Genomic DNA, 12216 nt, shown 5'->3' with positions numbered 1-12216 from the left:
TCGTCGGCGACCCTGGCGGACTCGGCGGCTTGACGTGCGTAGCGGCCGGCCATGTACGTGACTATCGTGTCGCGGTGATAGGCGCCGCAGGGCACGCACTGTGCCCGACGCGTGTAGCCGCCATCCAATGAAACCGACACCCAACGAGGCGACCCGCAACGGGGGCACGTTGGGCTAGTCTGCGTCGTCATCGACGGTCACCTCCCGGGCATACCGTGCCTGCTGGGTCAGCCTTGCCGCCAAGTCGTCAGCCTCGTCCGGGGTGAGGGCGACGGCGAAGCGGTAGCCGTTCTGCTCACCCCAGACGGCGACCGTTTCAGCGCCGTGGCCAACTTCGATACTGAACACGCTCATGTTGGCCTCCACTCCTCGCGGTAGCCCTCACGGTCGGCGTACGGCAGAGCAAGCAGTCGAACGGTCGAGCACGGAGCCGGGCCGGTCGGAATCCCGTCGCCACCCTGACAGGTGCCGCAGTACTGGATTGGTACGTACTTGCTCGGTCCTTCTGTCGGGTGCTCGGCAAGGATGCGACGCTTGGCGTCCACCTCGGCCTGCCACCGCTTCGGGCTGACGAAGATGTCCACGCCCGCGAGCCAGTTCGGCGGGTAGCTCTGGAAGATCGGGGCGGTCCTGGCGCGCTCCGCTTCGCGCTCCATGGCCGCGACCTTCCGCTCGTCTTCGTCGAGCTGGGCGCGCACAAACGCCAGGATCTCTACTGGGTTAACCGTGCTCACACCGACCACACATCCCTGTCGCAGGTTAGGCAGTGCACTCGCCGCCAACCGAGAATCGACTCCTCCGCCTGCGTCTGATGCGTGATGTGAGGGCGGAGGCTTTCCTGCATCTCCGCAGGAAGGTTCGCCATATGCAATACCAGTGACACCGGCAGTAGGTGGGTGTACAGCTTCACCTGCATGGGCGGCTTCTCGGCTGCGGGCTTCGTAACTCGTTCCCCGGTGGCCATCCGCCCGGACAGCGCCAGATTGACGGTTGTGACACCGGGCACTCGACGAACCATGACGCCAACCTGTACGTCTTGGACCGGGGTTTCGATTCGCTCGGTGACCTCCACGGGCCAGCGTGGGTCGCCTGCCAGTTCGTATGTGGTGGTGACGTCGCCTCGCCGGATCTCGACCCGTACGTAGTCGGCGGGGGTGCTGTCGGTAGTCACGGTCGCCATCCCCTCTTCCAATGCCGCAGCGCGAACGCCAGCAGGATCCGGATCATCTCCGACCGGTTCGGTCTGCCGTCCGCCTCCCGCACGTCTTCGGTCCGGGCGAGGTCGTCAATGACGCCGACAGCCGTCCACGACATCCGCGTGTTGACGTTGCGGCGGCCTTGTCTCCGGACGGTGGGCACACCCAGCATTTTACCTGCTAGATGTGCGTTACGGCCTGGCCGGGCATTGCCCGTTCGGACAATTCTTTGCCTATTCTTCCGCGCTATTAGACGCTTCGTAGTCGCGCCATTCCAGCAGGTTCGGTCCGTCGTCCGCCGCGTCCCTGACCGGCCGGGCCACGCGCACCGCACGCGGCACAAGCCCCGCCTCCTCCGCACACCGCCGGCCGAGCCCGCCGTAGACCGGACCACGCGGAATCGGGCGGTGGCAGTTCCGGCAGCGACGCGGCTTCCCGGCCGGGATCAGGGCGTCACCAGACTGGACCACGACCGTCATCCTGAACCCATGAGGTCAGAGCGGCACAACAGCCGGAGTCGGTTCACCCGCGACGTTGCCGTCAACGTCCTCGCCAACCTTGTGGCTGCCGCCATCATCTACATCCTCGCGGTCGTCGGGGGATACCTTCGCGCCAACAACCTCATCGTCGACTGGGCGCTCGCGGTCATCTGGGTGGCGGCGGTGGCCACAGTGGCCGCCGGTTTGGATGAGCTGTCGCATCGCCTGCGTTGGCGCTGGTGGTCGTTTGAGAAGGCGCTGGCGGTGGGCCTGGTGGCTACCGGGGTGTTCGTGTTCGTCGTCGACATCAGGCTTTGGTAGCCGGGCGAGGTGGTCGTCCGGCCGCGTCACGGTGGCGAGGTCAGTCACAGCTACGGTCGTGCTCGATCGCGCGGTTGGGGTCGGCGGTGCGCCAGTCCGGCCACGTCCGCGATTCATTGCGGGTCTGCTTCGCCACGATCGCGTCGATGATCTGTTGCGGTTCGTAGCCCGCGCGCCATGCGCCGTCGAATGCCAGGATCAGCACGTCAACCCACTCACCGACATCGGTCGGGTCAGCCTCAATCTCGGCCAGCTCCTTGCGGATGTGGTCAAGCACGCCGACGGTGCGCGGACCCGGTCCGAAGGTGCGCTCCGAGAACGCGCGCTGTCGGGCAAGGTGCGCGGCATCGACCACCGCAACAGGGGCCACCAGCGGCTGGCCAGCATCCGCGAGGGCCTCCTTGGCGGCGTCCACATCATTGCCGTCGGCGTACGGGTCGGCGGCGACCTCGCGCACGGTGTCCCAGTCGGCGGCGAGGGTCGCGTAGACCAGCGCCTGGGCTTGGCCGGCGGCGTAGTGGTCCGGCCCGCCGGCCTCCATGACGTGCGGCGGGTACTTGCCCTCGACTTCGGCGCGGGCCTTGCGGATGTACTCAGGCAGGTCGGCTGTCTGGGTCATCTCTGGTCTCCTCTCTAGATCAATCGGTACCAACAGAACAGTGCTTATGTGGCTACGGACGGTCGTCCTCGACTTCGGGCAGGCGATCGTCGATGTCGTTGTAGTCGGTGGCGCAGAGGTCGCCGTCGCGATTGGTCACGAACAGGTGCTCGGCGCAGAACGGCTCGCCGCACCTCGCGCAGCGAAGATCGGTTTCGACCGAACAGCGCGGCTCTGTACAGGAGGTCATCGGTCGGCTCCCGGGTATCGGTACGAGACCTGGTCCCCATCGGGGATGTGCTTCTCGGCGGCGAGGTCGCCATCCCCGGCGCGGGTGCTGCCGCCGTGGCCGCAGTCGCACTCCCACTGGTCCCGGCCGTCGCTTTCCCACATCTCGACGACGTGCTTCTGGCCCATCTCTCCTCCGTTGATCTTGGTCTTAAATGGCTGCTTACGGCTACGTGCGGTCGGGCTCGACGAGGTCAGGCGTCGCCCCACAGCGATGCACCACAGTCGTGCCCGGACTTGCCACGGTCGGGGCAGCAGAGTCGCTGGCCGCCGTTGATCACGCACTGCGGGATAAAGCAGTCCGCGTCGTGTGGTTCGTTCCGAGGTGCCTGGCAGAACCTGCACAGCCCGTCAACTCGATCTGTGGCGCTGTCGTCTGCAAACCCGGCCGCCTCAAGGGCATGGCACACGCGCAGCACCAGGTTCTCGTTGAAGTCCCAGCCGGCCAACGTGGGGCGGTTAAGCCAGTCAACTTGAAGCAGTTTCAGAGCGATCTCTGCGGGAGTGGTCATGTCGGTCTCCTTCGCTGGTTGCGGGATCGTGGCCTTGTCGGAAGTCAGGGCTCGCTGACCAAGGTCGGTTCGCCGAGGTTGCACACCTCGCGCCATGTGCGGGCCTCTCGGGCGGCGTACTGATCGGTCTTGGAGAACATCTCGACGACGACCTCCTCAGACGTGGGGTGCGGGTCGTCGAGAACCTTGGCCGCGATGAGCACCCACTGGCCGGGCTGCGGCTTGGCAACCATCACGCCATCTCAGTCGACACGGGCAGCGGAGCACGGCGGTTCGGGTCGTTGGGGGCAATCCGGTCGGCACACGCGTCGCAGCGAGGTTCGCCATCGACCAGAATTGTCGCTACCGGATAGTGGCCGAGCCCGCCGGTCCGGCACCGGACCGGCCCGCTCTCCTCGCCAACCATCCGCAGCAGGTAGTGGGCGTACCTGCTGACTTAGGGTGCAACCGAATGCGAGGTCCCAACGAGCGGCGGTGGGCTCCTGGTCGACATACGGCAGGTACGGGTCACGCTCGTCGTAGCGGGGGTCGGCGCCGACGGGGCGGGTCGGCTGCTCGGTTGTTGTCTGGGTCATGCGTTCCTCCTCAGGGGGTTTCGGTTAGCAGTCGTGCTACCAGCCCATCAAGGTTGATCAGGTCGGCCTCGATGCCGCGTGGCACCTGGCGGTAGGCACGGTTCAGGAAGCGGCGTACCTCCGGGGCGGGGAACTCCAGCAACGCCCAGTAGTCCGGGTCCTCCGGGGTCGCCAACACCACGTTGACCACGTCGCCGGCCGTCGTCGACAGCGGCCACACCCGCACATCCCCGTAGCCGGAATGCCCGCCGAGGCCGTCCGCGAGCAGGTCCCGACCGATGTGCCACGCGTTCGCCTCCTGCTCGTTGAGGACCATGCGCAGCATCAGCGGGTCGGCGGGGTCGTAGACGAGGGTGGCGGTCGCGTCCGGTGTGGTGTCGATGCCGGAGACGCGTACCCGTATCCGCATGCAGGCGGACACCCGGCGGGCGACACGTCCGTCAACGAACATGGGTGCCTCCGATCCGGGCGCCACGCCGCTTGCCTTTCGGCCAGCCCTTCGGCTGCCGCTGCACACCGGCGCGAGTCAGGATGAGGTACACGGTCGACTCTGATATCGACAGGGCGTCGGCGATCTGCGGCGCCGACTGGCCCTGCTTGGTGTACCGCTGCACGACCTCGGCCTCGTGCAGGTTCCCCAACCGGCGGGGACGACCCCTGCCGGCGGGGGTGCGGCATCCGGGGCACAGGTCCCGGCCCTGCCCGCCAGTTCGAACCTGCCAACCGTCCCCGGCTGCTGCCGTGCGAATCGCAGACGGCGAGTCGATGACGTCCGGGGAGGCCTCGTAGACGGTGCCGTCCCGGTCACAGACGAGCTGGGCAACGATCAACACGCTCACGGTTTCACCTCGATTGGGGTCGCCGCCGCGATCAACGCGTCAAGTTCGGCGCCCGCGCACGTCCAGCACCGCAGCCGGTCCGCCCACGCCGGAAGTTGGGCGTGGTCGATCCGGAACGAGACGCGGACCGACGACCTCGACACCGTCACCACACCCGGACGGGTGCAGTCGCCGTTGGTGCACAGTCCGTGGGCGGCCTTCACGTCCGGGGGAAGGTCATCGGCCACGATGCCTCCTTGACTGCATCGGCGACACCGAAGCCACCTCGTCCAGCTCGGGCGCGTCGTCGGCGTCGGCGACGTCAAGCCGGGACACGCCAGCGAACAACTCCTCGGCACGGTGCGCGGCGGCCAGGAACGCCAACCCGATCTGCCGGGCATCCTCGATCCGCAGGCACTCCCAGTCGCCCGGCACACCCCACCGGTAGGTGATGTCGTTGCAGTCGTGGTCGACGTACACGAACCCGGCGCTGTCGGCGTCTTCGACGGTGCGAATCCGCCAACCCTTCTGCGGGTTCCACTCGCAGCCGGGATGCTCCTCGCGCTTGCCGTGCACCTTGTCGGGGCGTGGCAATGTCGCGGTGTCGATCTGCGACAACAGGGCGGCGACCTGGCGACGCAGCAGGTCCAAGGCCACCGGCGCAGGTGGTTCGGCGCTCACGCCTGCTCCTCGCCGTACCGGTCGGTGAGGTACGCCAGCATCCGCCGCCGTTCACCGGAATCCGCCCGCTCGAACACCGACACCAGCGTGCCCAACCCCAACAGCTCCACCTGCGCGGCTGTCGGCGTTGGTTCCGGGGCGGGGCCGGTCGGTACCGGGGGTAGACCGGCAGGGCGAGGAGACGGCGGCAGAGGGCCGCGAGACGAAGTGGTCACGCCGCAGCCCGACCCGACGCCTCGAGCGACGTGAACCTCGAGAAGGACAGTTCAGCGGTGACTGACACAGTTCCGGGCGGCCCCTGTCGGCTCTTCACCACTCGCAGTTCGGTTTCACCGCTCCGCGAGCCGGTGGCGTACAGCTCCGGCCGGTGGATGATCACGAACTGGTCGGCGTGGTTCACCAGCCCCATCGCGGTGTCGACATGCTCTAGACTCGGCCACCGCTCCGACTCGGCCGTGTGACGCAGTGGGTGCGACACCACCACGGTCGCGTCCAGTTGGCCGGCGAGCTGCTTCAGCCTGATCGACAACTGGTCAAGTTGGGCTTGCTGGTCGCCCTCGAGCCCGGTCAGGTACCGGATGCCGTCGATGACGATGAGCTGTGGTCGGGGTCGGGTAAGCATTGCCATCGACCGAATCTCGTCAACCGTGAACGGACCCGGGCCAGCGAGTTGGATCGGCGACGCGTGCAGCAACGCGCGGGCCGTGGCGACTGCGGCAGCATCCGACCCCTCAAGGTGCCCGAACCGGCGGTGGTCGACGCTAGCCTCACCGGCAAGGAGGCGGGCGGCGATCGTCGCCGGTGAGGTCTCGAGGTCAACGAACAGGGTCTCGACACCCTGGTTGACAGCGGCGTTCCGGGCGACGGTCAGCAGCATCGTCGTCATCCCGGACTGGGAGATTCCAGAGAAGACAACCAGGCGCTTCGGTCCGAGCGGGCCGATCAGGTGGTCGAAGGCGGCGAGGCCGGTTGTGAAGCGGAGTCGGTTCTCGAGCATCAGGATGCTCCTCTCAGACGATGGCGGTGGAGACGAATCGGGAACGGTGGAGCTGGGCGGCGACAACCAACGTGTCCTGCCGGCCGTGCCGGTTCTTGGCGATGATCACGTTGCATTCGCCGGCCTTCGGTGACTCCGGGTCGTCGGCGTCCTCGCGGTGCAACAGGATGACCTGGTCGGCGTCCTGCTCGAGCGAACCGCTTTCGCGAAGATCACCAAGCTGTGGGCGCTTGTCCGACCGCTGCTCAGGTCCCCGGTTGAGCTGGCAGGCGGCGACGATGGGGCACTCGAGTTCCTTCGCCAGCAACTTCAACCCTCGCGACAGCTCGCCGACCTGTTCCTGCCGGCTCGCTCGAGGATTCGGTGGCGGCATCAACTGCAAGTAGTCGACGATCAGCAGGTCGAGAGTGCCGTGCTCCTCACGGATCCGGCGACCCATGGCCCGGATGTGCGCCAGCCCAGCCTGTGGTGAGGCGTCGATGTGCAGCGGGGCGTCAGCGGTGTCGGCGAGGTACTTCGCGAGCTTCGCCCAGTCGTTGTCCTCGAGCGTCTTCGCGAGCCGGATCCGGGTCAGCGGCACGCCGGTTCCGCTCGAGAACATGCGGGTGGACACCTCGGACTCGGACATCTCGAGCGACGCCAGCGCCACTCGCTTGCCGAGCTTCATCGCCGCATGCTGGGCAATGTTGAGCAAGAGCACGGATTTGCCCACTCGAGGTCGCGCGGCAACAAGGGTGAGTTGGCCGGGTCGCAGCCCCTCAAGTACTTCGTCCACGTCATGAAGGCCAGTCGGGATACCAACTGGTCCGTCGGGCGCATCAGCAATCTCACCGATCTCTTCGAACGCCCGCCCGGCAGCTTCTTGCCACAGTGCGTCTGTCCGCTTCGACGACGCGACCGTCAGGTCCGCGAGCCAACCTCGGGCCTGCTCGAGGATCGTGTCCGCGTCCGAAAAGTGCCCGGCTTGGGCGGCGGCGGCGATGCGGCGACCTTCTCGCTCAAGGTTGCGCAGCGCCGCGTGCGCGGCAACGATCTTCGCGAAGTGTCCGGCCTGCGCGCCCGTCGGTACGGCGGTCATGCACTCGTGCAGGTACGGGGCGCCACCCACTCGGGTTAGCTCGCCGGTACCCAGCAGGTGAGTGGCGAGGGTGATCGGATCGGTGGGCTCTTCCCGGTCCCGTAGCTCGAGCAGCGCCCGGTAGATGACCGCGTGCTGGCCGCGATAGAACCCTTCACCCTTACCGAGCAGCGGCTCCACATCGACGAACGCCCGGTCAGTGGTCATCAGGCACCCCAGCACCGCCTGCTCGGCCGGCAGGTTGAACTGAGGGCTGCGGATGTCGTCGGTCACGGACGAATCTCGCGGTTGAAGCGCCGGTCCAGGCCGTCCAGCTCGACAAGGGTGGCGTCGGCGAGTCTCGAGACAACTCGCTCGCCAACGACCTTCTCGAGCGAGTCGACGTCGAGGTTCGTCGTGTACACCGTCGGCAACCGTCGCGACCAGCGATGGTCGACGAGGCGGGTGATGTTCTCCTCGGTGAACTCCGAGCCCTTTCCGGCGCCGACGTCGTCGAGGATCAGGAAGTCGACCTCGAGATACGGGTCGAGTGCGTAGGCGTGGGACTCGTCCGGCTTCGGCCGCAGAGCTGCGTTCAGGTCGGCGTGGGTGACGATGAGCCAGCGGAAGTTCCGGTTCGCTCGAGCCGCGTGTCCCACCAGGTGGCGCAGCACCCCGTAGGCGAGGTGGGTTTTCCCGGTGCCGGTGTTGCCGGACAGAACCAGCCACGGGGCAGAGTTCGGGTCCGCGAGGTGACGCTCGAGCCACGCCCGTACCTCGGGGTGGTCCGGCTGTGCGTCGCGGAACGTGGCAGGGGTGTCGACGGCGAGGAGGGCGGCGTAGTGCTCGAGCCGCCAGGCGATCGGATCAAATGGCGGTTCGTCGGCGACGGGCCGGTTCGGGTCGATGCCACGGCGGGCGAGTAGTTCACGCAGATCCGGGCTACTGCTGGGCATGCTGCTGCCTCCTTCGATCCCAGGAGCGCTTGTGCGCGCCCGGCTCGTCGTGATTGACCTTCTGTGAGCGGTAGCCGTTCGAGTTGGCTTGGTCGGTGCCACGCAAGAGCTGCATGTTCAAGTCCCGCCAGCCGTTGCGACCCATTTCGCGAGCGGCGTTGATCAGCACATCGTGTGGCACCTCGCCTTGGGCGAGGATTCGTTTGGCCGTCGCGCCAACCTGCTTGATCAGGTCTCCGGTGACGGTTCGCCTTCGTTCGCGCGCGCCGTCGATGAACGCGGCAACGATCTCTTTGGCGTTCGGCTGCTCGTCCCCGGGTGGCGTCGATGGTTTACGGGGGCGGGGCGTCTTTGGAGGGGCGTCAACGACGAAGAGCGTTTCGGCCTCGGTCCTCTCCGTAGGAGAGGAAGGTTCGTTGGTAGATAGGTTCGGTACTTCGTGTCCCGCTCTGGGACTAGTCGAGTCTCGCTCTGGGACTAGTTCTGGTCCCGCTCCGGGACTAGTCCCGCTCTGGGACTGGTCTCCCTCCGGGACTAGTCTCTCTGCGGGACTAGTCGAAATGGGGATCAACAGGGCGTAGCTGTTGGTCTCCTTGTCCTTCCACGCGGCACGCTTCGACGGAGCCGACTTCTTCACCCAGCCGGCCTCCTCGATCAACGGCATGCGGCGCGCGACCGTCGAACGACCGAGCCCGGTCATGCCGGCAAGGTCGGTGAGGCTCGGCATGTACCGGTCCGGGATGACGCCGGTTGTGGGTTCGGCGAGCGAGGCGAGGGTCAGCAGGATGTGCCGGTCCGTGTGGGGCAGGTTCGACCCACGGATCGCTCGCATGATGGCCCACACATCTGGCACTGGTACTAGCTCCTAGCCGTCGACTGTCGGACACGCTGGATTGTAGCCACAACAGTAGCTACTATTGTGGCATGGATCAAGGACGACACAGAGCCATCTCGAAGGCACGTCTGTTGCCACAGATCAACTCGGCCACCTACCCTGTGGGCGTGGCAGCCGGTGACGACATCCGCCGTCTCCGTGTAGAGCAGTCGTTGTGGGACGCCTACACGGAGATCGTTGGCGACGGCGGACGATCGGCCGACCTGAAGGCGTACATCGAGTGGCGGGTCGACAACCCGACCACACCACTGCCCGGCAAGCGTCGCGGACCGGTCAAGAAAGAGCGGCGTCGTTCGTCCGACAAGCCCGCCGAGTCCGCCACCAGCGCCGACTGACCTCACGCCGCCGCCTGCCTTTCAACGGGCCGTACCAGCCGCCGTACCGCCCCCTGCTGCCGCAACCGCAACGCCCTCGGGTCATGGTCGCCGCAGTACCAGCCGCCCAGATGCAGCCGGCCCGGCTTCCCGCACGGGTTGGCGCCGCCCCAGATGCACGGCTTCCCGGCCGGCTCGGCGGCGGTCACGGCCGCACCTGGCGGCGACGTGCCAGCTCCCGTGCCACCGTTTCCCCGTCAGCGGGAACCAGCCAGCAGGAACACGGATAGGCGACGGCGAGCCCGCCGAGGACGCTGCGGGCGGTGTGGACCGGGGCACGGCAGGCGGGACACGGGGGAGGGTTCACCACTCCACCACGCCGCCGTCGAAACGACCATCCGCGTGCTTCCCGCCGTCGACATGCCGGCCGGCGAAGTCCACGGGCACGTTGCACACCATCCGGGTACCGTCCGGCGCGGTCCACTTGGAGCCGCAACCGGGGCTCAGCCAGCCGTATTGCACGGCGGTGTTCCACAGGACGCCAGCCAGTTGGTCGGAGATCCCGAATCGCTCCTGTTGGATCTTCAGGCTGGCGCGAAGGTCGCCGTTGGTGTGTCGCTCGGTGGCGGCCTTCCAGTCGGCCAGCATCTCGATGAGGTCGACCAGCGTCATGCCGTTGATACCGTCGGCGCCGAAGTGCTCGGGGTGGTGCCGGTTGTGGGCGTAGTGGTGGGCCAGCGCCTCGCCCATGCCGGCCAGATGTGCCTTGTACTCGTCGGAGCCGTAGGTGGTGGTCTTGAGTTTCGGCGTGTACTCGTTGAAGATCGCCAACTCGGGGTCTTCGGTCTTGCTCAGGTCATGGCGGACGGACCGGTCGGTCAACTCCTTGATCGGCTCGGTCATCAGGGCGCCGACGCGGATGCTGTGCTTCAGGGTGTCGGCGGTGCTGTCGTAGTCGGTCATGCGGCGTACTCCTCGGGGATGTCGGTGCCGAACTCGGCGGCGATCATCTCGGCCAGCCAGCCGGGTACGGCGGTGGTGTCGGGCATGGCGGGTAGACCACCGTCGGGCCAGCAGACGGCGCAGGCGCGGCCGTGGGCGAGGTGGCGACGCCGGGCCCCAGACGTGCCGCACGGAAGCAACTCGTTGGGGCCCGGACGGGTCATCGGTGTGTCCATCACGCCACCAGCTCGTAGCCGGCTGGGAGAGGTTCAGCGGCTAGCGTCTGAGCGGTCGCGTGTGAGATGTGCAGCCGACCCGCGAGTGCCGTAAACGACATCCCGCGACCGGCACCGACATGGACTGCGTGATGCCGTTCCAGCGAGGTCAACTGCACACGCTCACCCGCAAGTGCCTTGTCGACCCGCACCATGTCAACGAAGTCGACGCCGTCGTACGGCTTGGCGTCCGGGTCGTCGATGTTGCTCCACGCCTCCGCCGGCAGCCAGCCGTGCCGTTCGGCCATCCGGCGGGCGCGAACCGACCCGCCAGGCCGTAGCAACAGCTCGTCGAACAGGGCCACCACCCGCCTGTCGGTCTCGACCGACACGGCGGTGAGCCGCCCCCGGGCGAGCGCCCACACCTGCTGGAGGCGCTTCCCGAGACGGACGGAGATCTCCGTCAACGTGTACCCACCCGCAACCATTGCCTGTACCCGCCGCTTCGCGCCGACCGCCGAGACTTGCCCCGCCCTGTCGGTGCGCTGCGGTTGGACCGCGAGGAGCGCCGCCGCGACCGGGCCGGTGACCGTCTTCGGCGACTCGTTCACGATCGTCTGCACGGTGCTGTCAGGAAGGTCGGCGACGCGGGCGATCCCGACAACGGTCATCCCGGCGCGTCGCAGCGCGTCAATGTGGGCCAGGACCACATCAACCGGCACGGGATGCTGCCAGGTGCCGTTGGCGATGGCGGCCTCACGCTTGCGCTTGTACGCGGACGTGATTCGTCGGCACGCCGGGCAGCCAGCCTGGTAGTGCTTGTGACTGCCACACCCTGAGCCGGCCATCAGAACGGGGGCTCGTCGTCGAAGCTGCCACCGCCGGACGAGCGCGAGGAGGCCGGAGCCGCCGTGGCCCACGGGTCGTCGAAGTTGCCTCCGCCGCCACCCCCCTGGCCACCGCCGCCGCCACCACCGGAGGCGCCGAACCCGCCGCCGCCGCCGGAGCGCGACATCTTCTGCACCTTCGCCGTGGCGTACCGCAGCGACGGGCCGATCTCGTCGACCTCCAGCTCGATGACGGTGCGCTTCTCGCCCTCACGGGTCTCGTAGGACCGCTGCCGGAGCCGGCCCGACACAATCACCCGGGCGCCGCGCTGTAGCGACTCGGCGACGTGCTCCGCCGGCTGCCCCCACACGTTGCATTGCAGGAACAGCGGCTCCCCGTCCTTCCACTCGCCGGAGGCCCGGTCCATGAACCGGGGGGTGGATGCGACGCGGAACTTCGCCACCGCCTTCCCCTGCGGGGTGAACCTCAACTCCGGATCGTCGGTGAGGTTCCCAATGACGGTGATCGTCGTGTCTCCGGCCAT

The 12216-nt window shown here is 67.4% G+C and carries 23 protein-coding genes; 2 read left to right on the top strand and 21 right to left on the bottom strand.

Going from position 1 to position 12216, the window contains the following annotated elements:
- Positions 1-174: 174 nt before the first annotated feature.
- From ACN28A_RS00920 to ACN28A_RS00905, 4 genes are read right to left on the bottom strand one after another with little or no spacing between them, the layout of a single operon-like run.
- Positions 175-354, bottom strand: a complete 180-nt coding sequence (locus ACN28A_RS00920) for a hypothetical protein (protein WP_421391482.1) — start codon at positions 352-354, stop codon at positions 175-177.
- On the bottom strand, positions 351-734 hold the full coding sequence (locus tag ACN28A_RS00915; RefSeq protein ID WP_421391481.1) for a DUF6221 family protein: 384 nt from the start codon (positions 732-734) through the stop codon (positions 351-353). Before ACN28A_RS00915 ends, ACN28A_RS00920 begins: the two co-directional genes overlap by 4 nt.
- A complete protein-coding gene (locus tag ACN28A_RS00910) occupies positions 731-1171 on the bottom strand; it encodes a hypothetical protein (RefSeq protein WP_421391480.1) in 441 nt (146 codons plus the stop codon). Before ACN28A_RS00910 ends, ACN28A_RS00915 begins: the two co-directional genes overlap by 4 nt.
- Positions 1168-1359, bottom strand: coding sequence for a hypothetical protein (locus ACN28A_RS00905; protein WP_421391478.1), 192 nt, complete (start codon positions 1357-1359; stop codon positions 1168-1170). The genes ACN28A_RS00910 and ACN28A_RS00905 overlap by 4 nt, the downstream gene beginning before the upstream one ends.
- A 325-nt stretch (positions 1360-1684) precedes the next feature.
- Between ACN28A_RS00905 and ACN28A_RS00900 the strand changes: the two genes are divergently transcribed.
- A complete protein-coding gene (locus ACN28A_RS00900; protein ID WP_421391477.1) occupies positions 1685-1996 on the top strand; it encodes a hypothetical protein in 312 nt (103 codons plus the stop codon).
- 40 nt (positions 1997-2036) lie between these two features.
- On the opposite strand, the gene ACN28A_RS00895 is transcribed toward ACN28A_RS00900, so the two are convergent.
- The 13 genes from ACN28A_RS00895 to ACN28A_RS00835 all read right to left on the bottom strand — a co-directional run bounded on the left by ACN28A_RS00895 (position 2037) and on the right by ACN28A_RS00835 (position 9331).
- Positions 2037-2615, bottom strand: coding sequence for a dATP/dGTP pyrophosphohydrolase domain-containing protein (locus ACN28A_RS00895; RefSeq protein WP_421391476.1), 579 nt, complete (start codon positions 2613-2615; stop codon positions 2037-2039).
- Between the two features lie 52 nt (positions 2616-2667).
- Positions 2668-2844, bottom strand: a complete 177-nt coding sequence (locus tag ACN28A_RS00890; RefSeq protein WP_421391475.1) for a hypothetical protein — start codon at positions 2842-2844, stop codon at positions 2668-2670.
- Complete coding sequence (locus tag ACN28A_RS00885; protein ID WP_421391473.1) at positions 2841-3011, bottom strand: hypothetical protein; 171 nt, start codon at positions 3009-3011, stop codon at positions 2841-2843. The genes ACN28A_RS00890 and ACN28A_RS00885 overlap by 4 nt, the downstream gene beginning before the upstream one ends.
- Positions 3012-3076: 65 nt before the next feature.
- Entirely contained in the window at positions 3077-3394 is a 318-nt protein-coding gene (locus ACN28A_RS00880; RefSeq protein WP_421391472.1) for a hypothetical protein, read from the bottom strand.
- A 44-nt stretch (positions 3395-3438) separates the two neighbouring features.
- On the bottom strand, positions 3439-3630 hold the full coding sequence (locus tag ACN28A_RS00875; RefSeq protein ID WP_421391470.1) for a hypothetical protein: 192 nt from the start codon (positions 3628-3630) through the stop codon (positions 3439-3441).
- Between the two features lie 349 nt (positions 3631-3979).
- Entirely contained in the window at positions 3980-4420 is a 441-nt protein-coding gene (locus ACN28A_RS00870) for an SsgA family sporulation/cell division regulator (protein ID WP_421391468.1), read from the bottom strand.
- The gene (locus tag ACN28A_RS00865; RefSeq protein WP_421391466.1) at positions 4410-4808 is read right to left on the bottom strand and encodes a helix-turn-helix domain-containing protein; all 399 of its coding nucleotides are present in this window, start codon (positions 4806-4808) and stop codon (positions 4410-4412) included. Before ACN28A_RS00865 ends, ACN28A_RS00870 begins: the two co-directional genes overlap by 11 nt.
- Positions 4805-5035, bottom strand: coding sequence for a hypothetical protein (locus ACN28A_RS00860; protein ID WP_421391465.1), 231 nt, complete (start codon positions 5033-5035; stop codon positions 4805-4807). The genes ACN28A_RS00865 and ACN28A_RS00860 overlap by 4 nt, the downstream gene beginning before the upstream one ends.
- Positions 5025-5468 (bottom strand): hypothetical protein, encoded by a 444-nt coding sequence (locus tag ACN28A_RS00855; protein ID WP_421391463.1) that lies wholly within the window; start codon positions 5466-5468, stop codon positions 5025-5027. Before ACN28A_RS00855 ends, ACN28A_RS00860 begins: the two co-directional genes overlap by 11 nt.
- A 211-nt stretch (positions 5469-5679) precedes the next feature.
- Positions 5680-6465, bottom strand: a complete 786-nt coding sequence (locus tag ACN28A_RS00850; protein ID WP_421391461.1) for a DnaB-like helicase C-terminal domain-containing protein — start codon at positions 6463-6465, stop codon at positions 5680-5682.
- A 13-nt stretch (positions 6466-6478) separates the two neighbouring features.
- Positions 6479-7816, bottom strand: a complete 1338-nt coding sequence (locus tag ACN28A_RS00845; protein ID WP_421391460.1) for a replicative DNA helicase — start codon at positions 7814-7816, stop codon at positions 6479-6481.
- Positions 7813-8478 carry an ATP-binding protein gene (locus ACN28A_RS00840; protein WP_421391458.1) on the bottom strand — a complete coding sequence of 222 codons (666 nt, stop codon included), beginning with the start codon at positions 8476-8478 and terminating at the stop codon, positions 7813-7815. The genes ACN28A_RS00845 and ACN28A_RS00840 overlap by 4 nt, the downstream gene beginning before the upstream one ends.
- Positions 8465-9331 carry a hypothetical protein gene (locus ACN28A_RS00835; RefSeq protein ID WP_421391457.1) on the bottom strand — a complete coding sequence of 289 codons (867 nt, stop codon included), beginning with the start codon at positions 9329-9331 and terminating at the stop codon, positions 8465-8467. Before ACN28A_RS00835 ends, ACN28A_RS00840 begins: the two co-directional genes overlap by 14 nt.
- Before the next feature lie 71 nt (positions 9332-9402).
- Between ACN28A_RS00835 and ACN28A_RS00830 the strand changes: the two genes are divergently transcribed.
- Positions 9403-9708 carry a hypothetical protein gene (locus tag ACN28A_RS00830; protein WP_421391456.1) on the top strand — a complete coding sequence of 102 codons (306 nt, stop codon included), beginning with the start codon at positions 9403-9405 and terminating at the stop codon, positions 9706-9708.
- 2 nt (positions 9709-9710) lie between these two features.
- On the opposite strand, the gene ACN28A_RS00825 is transcribed toward ACN28A_RS00830, so the two are convergent.
- From ACN28A_RS00825 to ACN28A_RS00810, 4 genes are all read right to left on the bottom strand, one after another.
- Entirely contained in the window at positions 9711-9896 is a 186-nt protein-coding gene (locus tag ACN28A_RS00825; protein WP_421391455.1) for a hypothetical protein, read from the bottom strand.
- A gap of 154 nt (positions 9897-10050) precedes the next feature.
- Entirely contained in the window at positions 10051-10650 is a 600-nt protein-coding gene (locus tag ACN28A_RS00820) for a DUF5662 family protein (protein WP_421391454.1), read from the bottom strand.
- Positions 10651-10864: 214 nt separating this feature from the next.
- On the bottom strand, positions 10865-11692 hold the full coding sequence (locus tag ACN28A_RS00815; RefSeq protein WP_421391452.1) for a hypothetical protein: 828 nt from the start codon (positions 11690-11692) through the stop codon (positions 10865-10867).
- Entirely contained in the window at positions 11692-12216 is a 525-nt protein-coding gene (locus tag ACN28A_RS00810) for a single-stranded DNA-binding protein (RefSeq protein ID WP_421391450.1), read from the bottom strand. Before ACN28A_RS00810 ends, ACN28A_RS00815 begins: the two co-directional genes overlap by 1 nt.

Origin of the sequence: Plantactinospora sp. WMMB782, from assembly GCF_049179135.1 — a bacterium.
Lineage (GTDB): Bacteria > Actinomycetota > Actinomycetes > Mycobacteriales > Micromonosporaceae > Plantactinospora.
This window is presented reverse-complemented; position numbering and strand designations above follow the sequence as displayed.

Bases quoted from the DNA above. Each gene is read 5' to 3' on its own strand.
- ACN28A_RS00870 (WP_421391468.1), bottom strand. From the start codon at position 4,420: ATGTTCGTTGACGGACGTGTCGCCCGCCGGGTGTCCGCCTGCATGCGG.
- ACN28A_RS00850 (WP_421391461.1), bottom strand. From the start codon at position 6,465: ATGCTCGAGAACCGACTCCGCTTCACAACCGGCCTCGCCGCCTTCGAC.
- ACN28A_RS00840 (WP_421391458.1), bottom strand. From the start codon at position 8,478: ATGCCCAGCAGTAGCCCGGATCTGCGTGAACTACTCGCCCGCCGTGGC.
- ACN28A_RS00900 (WP_421391477.1), top strand. From the start codon at position 1,685: ATGAGGTCAGAGCGGCACAACAGCCGGAGTCGGTTCACCCGCGACGTT.
- ACN28A_RS00880 (WP_421391472.1), bottom strand. From the start codon at position 3,394: ATGACCACTCCCGCAGAGATCGCTCTGAAACTGCTTCAAGTTGACTGG.
- ACN28A_RS00815 (WP_421391452.1), bottom strand. From the start codon at position 11,692: ATGGCCGGCTCAGGGTGTGGCAGTCACAAGCACTACCAGGCTGGCTGC.
- ACN28A_RS00895 (WP_421391476.1), bottom strand. From the start codon at position 2,615: ATGACCCAGACAGCCGACCTGCCTGAGTACATCCGCAAGGCCCGCGCC.
- ACN28A_RS00820 (WP_421391454.1), bottom strand. From the start codon at position 10,650: ATGACCGACTACGACAGCACCGCCGACACCCTGAAGCACAGCATCCGC.
- ACN28A_RS00830 (WP_421391456.1), top strand. From the start codon at position 9,403: ATGGATCAAGGACGACACAGAGCCATCTCGAAGGCACGTCTGTTGCCA.
- ACN28A_RS00890 (WP_421391475.1), bottom strand. From the start codon at position 2,844: ATGACCTCCTGTACAGAGCCGCGCTGTTCGGTCGAAACCGATCTTCGC.
- ACN28A_RS00885 (WP_421391473.1), bottom strand. From the start codon at position 3,011: ATGGGCCAGAAGCACGTCGTCGAGATGTGGGAAAGCGACGGCCGGGAC.
- ACN28A_RS00810 (WP_421391450.1), bottom strand. From the start codon at position 12,216: ATGGCCGGAGACACGACGATCACCGTCATTGGGAACCTCACCGACGAT.
- ACN28A_RS00920 (WP_421391482.1), bottom strand. From the start codon at position 354: ATGAGCGTGTTCAGTATCGAAGTTGGCCACGGCGCTGAAACGGTCGCC.